General features: G+C 68.0%; 7 protein-coding genes. 4 read left to right on the top strand and 3 right to left on the bottom strand.

What is annotated here, in order from left to right:
* Both glmS and psaC read right to left on the bottom strand, forming a co-directional pair.
* On the bottom strand, positions 1 to 1,714 hold a 1,714-nt coding region (glmS, locus tag KBZ04_RS12680; protein WP_254992272.1), incomplete at its 3' end, for a glutamine--fructose-6-phosphate transaminase (isomerizing).
* A gap of 100 nt (positions 1,715 to 1,814) precedes the next feature.
* Positions 1,815 to 2,060 carry a photosystem I iron-sulfur center protein PsaC gene (psaC, locus tag KBZ04_RS12675; RefSeq protein WP_011377242.1) on the bottom strand — a complete coding sequence of 82 codons (246 nt, stop codon included), beginning with the start codon at positions 2,058 to 2,060 and terminating at the stop codon, positions 1,815 to 1,817.
* A 149-nt stretch (positions 2,061 to 2,209) separates the two neighbouring features.
* Between psaC and acpP the strand changes: the two genes are divergently transcribed.
* The 3 genes from acpP (at position 2,210) to tkt (ending at position 5,800) form a co-directional block, all read left to right on the top strand.
* A complete protein-coding gene (acpP, locus tag KBZ04_RS12670; protein WP_035833476.1) occupies positions 2,210 to 2,452 on the top strand; it encodes an acyl carrier protein in 243 nt (80 codons plus the stop codon).
* A 7-nt stretch (positions 2,453 to 2,459) separates the two neighbouring features.
* Positions 2,460 to 3,707, top strand: coding sequence for a beta-ketoacyl-ACP synthase II (fabF, locus tag KBZ04_RS12665; protein ID WP_254992271.1), 1,248 nt, complete (start codon positions 2,460 to 2,462; stop codon positions 3,705 to 3,707).
* A 74-nt stretch (positions 3,708 to 3,781) separates the two neighbouring features.
* Complete coding sequence (gene tkt / locus KBZ04_RS12660) at positions 3,782 to 5,800, top strand: transketolase (protein WP_254992270.1); 2,019 nt, start codon at positions 3,782 to 3,784, stop codon at positions 5,798 to 5,800.
* 118 nt (positions 5,801 to 5,918) lie between these two features.
* Here the strand turns inward: tkt and KBZ04_RS12655 are convergent, their stop codons facing one another.
* A complete protein-coding gene (locus KBZ04_RS12655; protein WP_254992269.1) occupies positions 5,919 to 6,878 on the bottom strand; it encodes a glycosyltransferase family 2 protein in 960 nt (319 codons plus the stop codon).
* A 6-nt stretch (positions 6,879 to 6,884) separates the two neighbouring features.
* Here KBZ04_RS12655 and KBZ04_RS12650 point away from each other — a divergent pair.
* On the top strand, positions 6,885 to 7,084 hold a 200-nt coding region (locus KBZ04_RS12650), incomplete at its 3' end, for a hypothetical protein (RefSeq protein ID WP_254992268.1).

Raw genomic sequence — 7,084 nt, 5'->3', positions numbered from 1 at the left:
CGCCGATCAACTGGGCATCGCGGGCCTTGGCCTCCTGGGCATGGGAGAGCACCTTCTCGAACACGCTGCCGGGCACGGCGATCGACACCACCGGCACCCGGGCATCGAGCAGGGCGATCGGGCCGTGCTTCATCTCCCCCGCCGGGTAGCCCTCGGCGTGGATGTAGCTGATCTCCTTGAGCTTGAGGGCCCCCTCCATGGCGATCGGGTAGTTGATCCCCCGCCCCAGGAAGATCACGTCCTGGGTGTCGGCGAACAGATGGGCCAGCTCGGCGCAGCAGCGGTCATGGTCATCGACCAGCCGCTGCAGCACCGCCGGCAGCGCCCGCAGCTGCTCCGCCAGGGCCCGCAGCTCGGCGGGGGTGCGGCCGCCGCCCAGGGGGTGGGCCGTGCCGCCGCGGCGTTCGGCGAAGGCCAGCGCCAGGCCGTAGAAGGCCAGCAGCTGGCCGAGGAAGGTCTTGGTGGCCGCCACCCCCACCTCGATGCCGGCGCCGATGTCGAGCAGGTGCGGCACCAGCCGGCCGAGGGAACTCTCGGGGCGGTTGGTGATGCCCAGCAGGCGCGGCGCGTAGGCCGGATCGGCCACCAGGAAGCGGCGCTCCTGCTCCATGGCCAGGGCGGCGAGGGTGTCGGCCGTCTCGCCCGACTGGGTGACGCCGATGGTGAGCGTGTGGGGCTCCAGCGGCGGCGGGGCGTAGCGGAATTCGCTGGCGTAGAACACCGACGTCGGCAGCCCCGCCAGCTGCTCCAGCAGATGGGCCCCCACCTGGGCCGCATGGCGGCTGGTGCCGCAAGCCAGGATCTGGATCCGCTCCACCCCCTCGTAGACGGACTCGTCGAGGGGAAGCGCCACCAGGGCCCCCTCCGGCAGGTGGCGGGCCACCCACAGGGCCATCGTCTCCGGTTGCTCGTGGATCTCCTTGTGCATGAAGTGGCGGAAGCTGCGCTTGTCCGCCACGTGCTCGGTGCCCACCAGCAGGGTGGGGTTGCGCTGCACCCGCGACCCAGCCCGGTCGTAGAGCTCGATGCCCAGGGGGGTCAGCAGGGCCACCTCGCCGTCCTCCAGGGGCAGGATCGTGCGGGTGAAACCCGCCAGGGCGGGCGTGTCACTGGCGCAGAGGAACTCCCCCTCCCCCAGACCGATCAGCAGAGGCGCCTGCCGCCGGGCCACCACCACGGCCCCGGGCACCGCCGCCCACACCACGGCCAGGGCGTAGGCCCCCTGCAGCAGGGGCAGCACCTGCTGCAGGGCCTCCAGCAGCAGCGCCGGCGAGGCCACCGCCCCTTCCGCCTGGCGCTGCCCCAGCTGGCGGGACAGCAGGTGGGGGATCACCTCGGTGTCGGTGTCGGAGCGGAACGCCACCCCTTCCGCCTGCAGCTCCTCCCGCAGGCTGCGGTGGTTCTCGATAATGCCGTTCTGCACCACGGCCAGATGGCCGCTGCCATCAAGGTGCGGGTGGGCATTGCGCTCCTCCGGCTTGCCGTGGGTGGCCCAGCGGGTGTGGCCGATGCCGCACTGGCCGGGGGCGCCCCGTTCCTCGTAACGGGCCGTCAGGTTGACCAGTTTGCCCTCGGCCTTGAGGCAGTGCAGCCCGGCCCCGTCGACGGTGGCGATACCGGCGGAGTCGTAGCCGCGGTACTCCAGCTGGCGCAGACCTTCCAGCAGCTGGGGGGCCGCCTCCCGTGAGCCGATCAGGGCAACGATGCCGCACATAGGAGAAGCAATCCGGCGGGAAACGGGGGTGAGGGGCCAAAAAAAAGCCCGGCGCTGGCGCCGGGCAAGAGCTTATGGGAGGGCAGCGGCCCCGCCGGCGTCAGTAGGCCAGGCCCATGGAGCGGCTGGTCTCGTCGCCCAGGTAGACGCGGATGCTCAGGAAGTCGGTGGGGCAGGCGGTTTCGCAGCGCTTGCAGCCGACGCAGTCTTCGGTGCGGGGCGAGGAAGCGATCTGGGCGGCCTTGCAGCCATCCCAGGGCACCATCTCGAGAACGTCGAGGGGGCAGGCACGGACGCACTGGGTGCAGCCGATGCAGGTGTCGTAGATCTTGACGGCGTGGGACATGCCAGGGCCGGGAACGAACGGCGAGGTGCCCAAAGTACCCACACCCTTCCGGCGCAGGGCCGGACCCGGCCTCGGCCGTCACCCTTGTTCATACGGCGAAAGGGCCCGACCGGGGCGACCCGTAGGATGCTGCCTCCCTCACAGCAGCCATGTCCCAGGAAGCGATCTTCGAGAAAGTCCGGTCGATCGTTGCCGAACAGCTCAGCGTGGAGGCTGACGAGGTCAAGCCGGAATCCAACTTCCAGAACGACCTGGGTGCTGATTCCCTCGACACCGTCGAGCTGGTGATGGCCCTGGAGGAAGCCTTCGACATCGAGATCCCCGACGAGTCGGCCGAAGGGATCACCACGGTGGGCGACGCCGTCAAATATATCCAAGAGAAGCAGGCCTGAGGCGTCCATGGTGGAGGGTCTCCGCCGCGTCGTCGTCACCGGCCTGGGCGCGGTCACACCGATCGGCAACAACGTCGCGGATTACTGGGAGGGGCTGATCAGCGCCCGCAATGGGGTGGCGCCGATCACCCTCTTTGATGCCTCCCGTCATGCGTGCCGCTTCGCCGCCGAAGTCAAGGACTTCGACACGGCGGGCTGGCTGGAGCCGAAGGAAGCGAAGCGCTGGGATCGCTTCTGCCAGTTCGGTGTGGTCGCGGCCAAACAGGCGGTGGCCGATGCCGGCCTGAGCATCGACGACAGCAATGCGCCGCGGGTCGGGGTGGCCATCGGCTCCGGCGTTGGCGGGCTGCTGATGATGGAAACCCAGGCCCACGTGCTGGCCGACCGCGGTCCCGACCGGGTCAGCCCGTTCTGCGTGCCGATGATGATCCCCAACATGGCCACCGGGCTGGCGGCCATCGCCATCGGCGCCAGGGGGCCCAGCAGCGCCGTGGCCACCGCCTGCGCCGCCGGCTCCAACGCCATCGGCGACGCCTTCCGCCTGATCCAGATGGGCCTGGCGGACGCCATGGTCTGCGGCGGGGCCGAATCGGCGATCACCCCCCTGGGGGTGGCCGGCTTCGCCAGCGCCCGGGCCCTCTCGTTCCGCAACGATGACCCCGCCACGGCCAGCCGCCCCTTCGACGCCGAGCGCAACGGCTTCGTGATCGGAGAGGGGGCAGGTGTGCTGGTGCTCGAAAGCCTCGAGCACGCCACGGCCAGGGGGGCGCGGGTGCTCGGCGAGATCGTCGGCTACGGCATGACCTGCGACGCCTACCACTACACCCTTCCGTCCCCCGGCGGGGTGGGGGCGGCGGAGGCCATCCGGCTGGCCCTGGCCGATGCCCGGCTGGAGCCGGAGGCGGTGGATTACGTCAACGCCCACGGCACCAGCACCCAGGCCAACGACAGCAACGAGACCGCCGCCATCAAGTCGGCCCTCGGGGCCCACGCCATGACCATCCCGGTCAGTTCCACCAAGTCGATGACCGGCCACCTGCTGGGCGGCAGCGGCGGCATCGAGGCCATCGCCGCGGTGCTGGCGGTGTCCCACAACCTCGTACCGCCTACGATCAACTACAGCACGCCCGATCCTGCCTGCGATCTGGATGTGGTGCCCAACCAGGCCCGGGAACACAACGTCAACGTCGTGCTCTCCAACTCCTTCGGATTCGGCGGCCACAACGTCTGCCTCGCCTTCCGCCGGATGCCCTGATCACCCGAAGCGCCAGCGCATCGGGCCTCCCTCCCAGGAACACCTCCCTCCTCCCTGCACTCCCCCGTCAAGCCATGGTCGCCGCCACCACCACCCAGGTCGAGAGCCACGTAGAGACGCTCTGCATCAACAGCATCCGCTTCCTGGCGGTCGATGCGATCAACAAGTCCAATTCGGGGCACCCCGGCCTGCCCATGGGCTGCGCACCGATGGCCTTCTCCCTGTGGGACAAGGTGCTGCGCCACAACCCCAAGAATCCGCAGTGGTTCAACCGCGACCGCTTCGTGCTCTCCGCCGGCCACGGCTGCATGCTGCTGTATGCGCTGCTGCACCTCACCGGTTACGACAGCGTGACCCTGGAGGACATCAAGCAGTTCCGGCAGTGGGGCTCCCGCACCCCCGGCCACCCGGAAACCTTCGAGACCCCCGGCGTCGAGGTGACCACCGGGCCCCTGGGCCAGGGCATCTCCAACGCCGTGGGGCTGGCGATCGCCGAAGCCCACCTGGCGGCGAAGTTCAACAAGCCCGACGCCACGATCGTCGACCACTACACCTACGTGCTGATGGGTGACGGCTGCAACCAGGAGGGCGTCTCGGGCGAGGCTGCCTCCCTGGCCGGTCACCTGGGTCTGGGCAAGCTGATCGCCCTCTACGACGACAACCACATCACCATCGACGGCAACACCGGCGTGTCCTTCACCGAGGACGTGATGAAGCGCTACGAGGCCTACGGCTGGCATGTGCAGCACGTCGAAGACGGCAACACCGACGTGGCCGCCATCACCCGGGCAATCGAGGCGGCCAAGGCGGTCACCGACCGTCCCAGCCTCATCAAGGTCACCACCACGATCGGCTACGGCTCCCCCAACAAGGCCAACACCGCCGGGGTGCACGGCGCCGCCCTCGGGGCCGAGGAGGCCGAGCTCACCCGCCAGCAGCTCGAGTGGAGCTACGGGGCCTTCGAGGTGCCCGAGCCCGCCTACGAGCACTGGCGCGAAGCGATCCAGCGCGGCGCTGCCGCCGAAGCCTCCTGGAACGAAAGCCTGGCCGCCTACCGCAGCCGTTACCCCGCCGAAGCCGCCGAGTTCGAGCGCCTGCTGCGCGGTGAGCTGCCCGAGGGCTGGGACGCGGCCCTGCCGGTGTTCACCCCCGAGGACAAGGGCCTGGCCACCCGCCAGCACTCCTACAACGCCCTCAACGCCTTCGGCCCCGGCCTGCCGGAGCTGATCGGCGGCTCCGCCGACCTCACCCACTCCAACCTCACCGACATCAAGGGCGAGGCCAGCTTCCAGAAGGGCCACGAAGCCAACCGCTACCTGCACTTCGGCGTGCGGGAGCACGCCATGGCGGCGATCCTCAACGGCATCGCCTACCACAACAGCGGCCTGATCCCCTACGGCGGCACCTTCCTGGTGTTCGCCGGCTACATGATCGGCGCCATGCGGCTGTCGGCCCTCTCCGAGCTGGGTGTGATCTACGTGCTCACCCACGATTCGATCGGCCTGGGCGAAGACGGCCCCACCCACCAGCCCGTGGAAACCCTCGCCAACCTGCGTGCCATCCCCAACCTCCTGGTGATCCGCCCCGGCGACGGCAACGAGACGGTGGGGGCCTACAAGGTCGCCGTCACCAACCGCAAGCGCCCCACGGTGCTGGCCCTCAGCCGCCAGGCCATGGTCAACCAGGCCAACTCCGCCGCCGACAAGGTGGCCAAGGGTGGCTACATCCTCAACGACTGCAACGGCACCCCGGACCTGATCCTGATCGGCACCGGCACCGAACTCGACCTCTGCGTCAAGGCCGCTGCCCAGCTCAGCGCCGAAGGCAAGGCGGTGCGGGTGGTGTCGATGCCCTGCGTCGAGCTGTTCGAGGAGCAGGACGCCGCCTACCGCGAGTCGGTGCTGCCCGCCGCCGTGCGCAAGCGGGTGGTGGTGGAGGCCTCCAGCTCCTTCGGCTGGCACAAGTACACCGGCTTCGACGGCGCCAGCGTCTCGATCGACAGCTTCGGTGCCTCCGCCCCGGGCGGCGTCTGCCTCGAGAAGTTCGGCTTCACCGTCGACAACGTTGTGGCCACCGCCAAGGCGCTGGGCTGAGCCCGGTGGGCGGGGCCGGCTCGAAGCCGACAGCGATCCGCTGATCTCCCACGGTTGCCGGGCCTGCGGGCCCGGCTTTTTCATGGCCGAGCCGCCGCCGCGGCGCCACCGTCCCCCCTCAGGCGGCCCGGCTGGGCACGTTATGGCGGCTGCGCTCCACCACCAGGGGCAGGCGCAGGGTGCGCTGGTTGATGAAGCCGATGTATTCGCCCAGGATGCCGAGGGCAAACATCATCGCGCCGGCGAAGAACAACGCCGAGACCGACAGCATGGCCACACCGAACTGGAAGCTGTTCCAGAAGATCAGCTTGCTGACCATCACCACGAACGACAGCAGGATCGAGAAGGCCCCGAGCGACAGGCCGGCGGTGGTGATCAGCCGCATCGGCTTGCGGGAAGAGGTAACGATGCCGAGCACGCCGAAATCCACCAGGAACGACAGGGAGGCGGAGCTGCTGCCCCCCTTGCGATCGGCGCTCACGTAGGGAATCGTCGACCACTTGAAGCCGATGGCGCAGACCAGACCCTTGATGAAGGGATAGGAATCGATCGACTCCCGCAGTGCTAGAATCACGGAGCGATCGTAGATACCGAAGCCGGTGGTATCTCGCACCATCGGATAGTCGGACAGCCAGGACAGGGTGGCGTAATAGATCTTCTTGCAAAGAAACAGGATTGGGCTTTCATGGCTCGAACGCCGCACGGCGAAGATCACCTGGTTGTCGCCCTGCTTCCAGGCCGTGATCAGATCGGCCACAAGCTCGGGGGGATCCTGCAGATCCGACATCAGAAAGACATTGGCATCGGCGTCAGGGACCAGCAGGGCATTAGCGGAGGAGCGCACAAAACCGAAGTTCGAGACATTGCGAATCAGGCCAACCCGTGAATCCCTTGCCGCCAATGACTCGATCAGGGCAACCGTGTTGTCGGTGGAGCAATTATCGGCAAAAACGATCGAGAAGACATCGTCCGAAAACTGCTCGAGAACCCTGGAAAGCCTCACATAGAGCGCTTCAACATTGGACGACTCGTTGTAACAGGGAATGCAAATGGCGATATGATGTGTCGATATCGTCATGGACCAATGCTGTCAAAAAGCACGCTGCAGGCAGTATATCTTTTGGCTGCCGTTCTTGCGGCATGCCTGGGCCAATTCATCTTGCGGATCCGGCCTCCATCAGAAGGCATCCGCACCTCCATGCTCTACCTGGTGGCGTCGCTGCTTTGCTATGGCGCGTCGTTCGGAATCACGGCGCTTGTGCTGCCCGCCGCCGACCGCAAACT

Source organism: Cyanobium sp. N5-Cardenillas, from assembly GCF_024345515.1.
Lineage (GTDB): Bacteria > Cyanobacteriota > Cyanobacteriia > PCC-6307 > Cyanobiaceae > Cyanobium.
The sequence above is the reverse complement of the archived record's forward strand: the minus strand, read 5'-3'. Positions and strand labels throughout refer to the sequence as shown.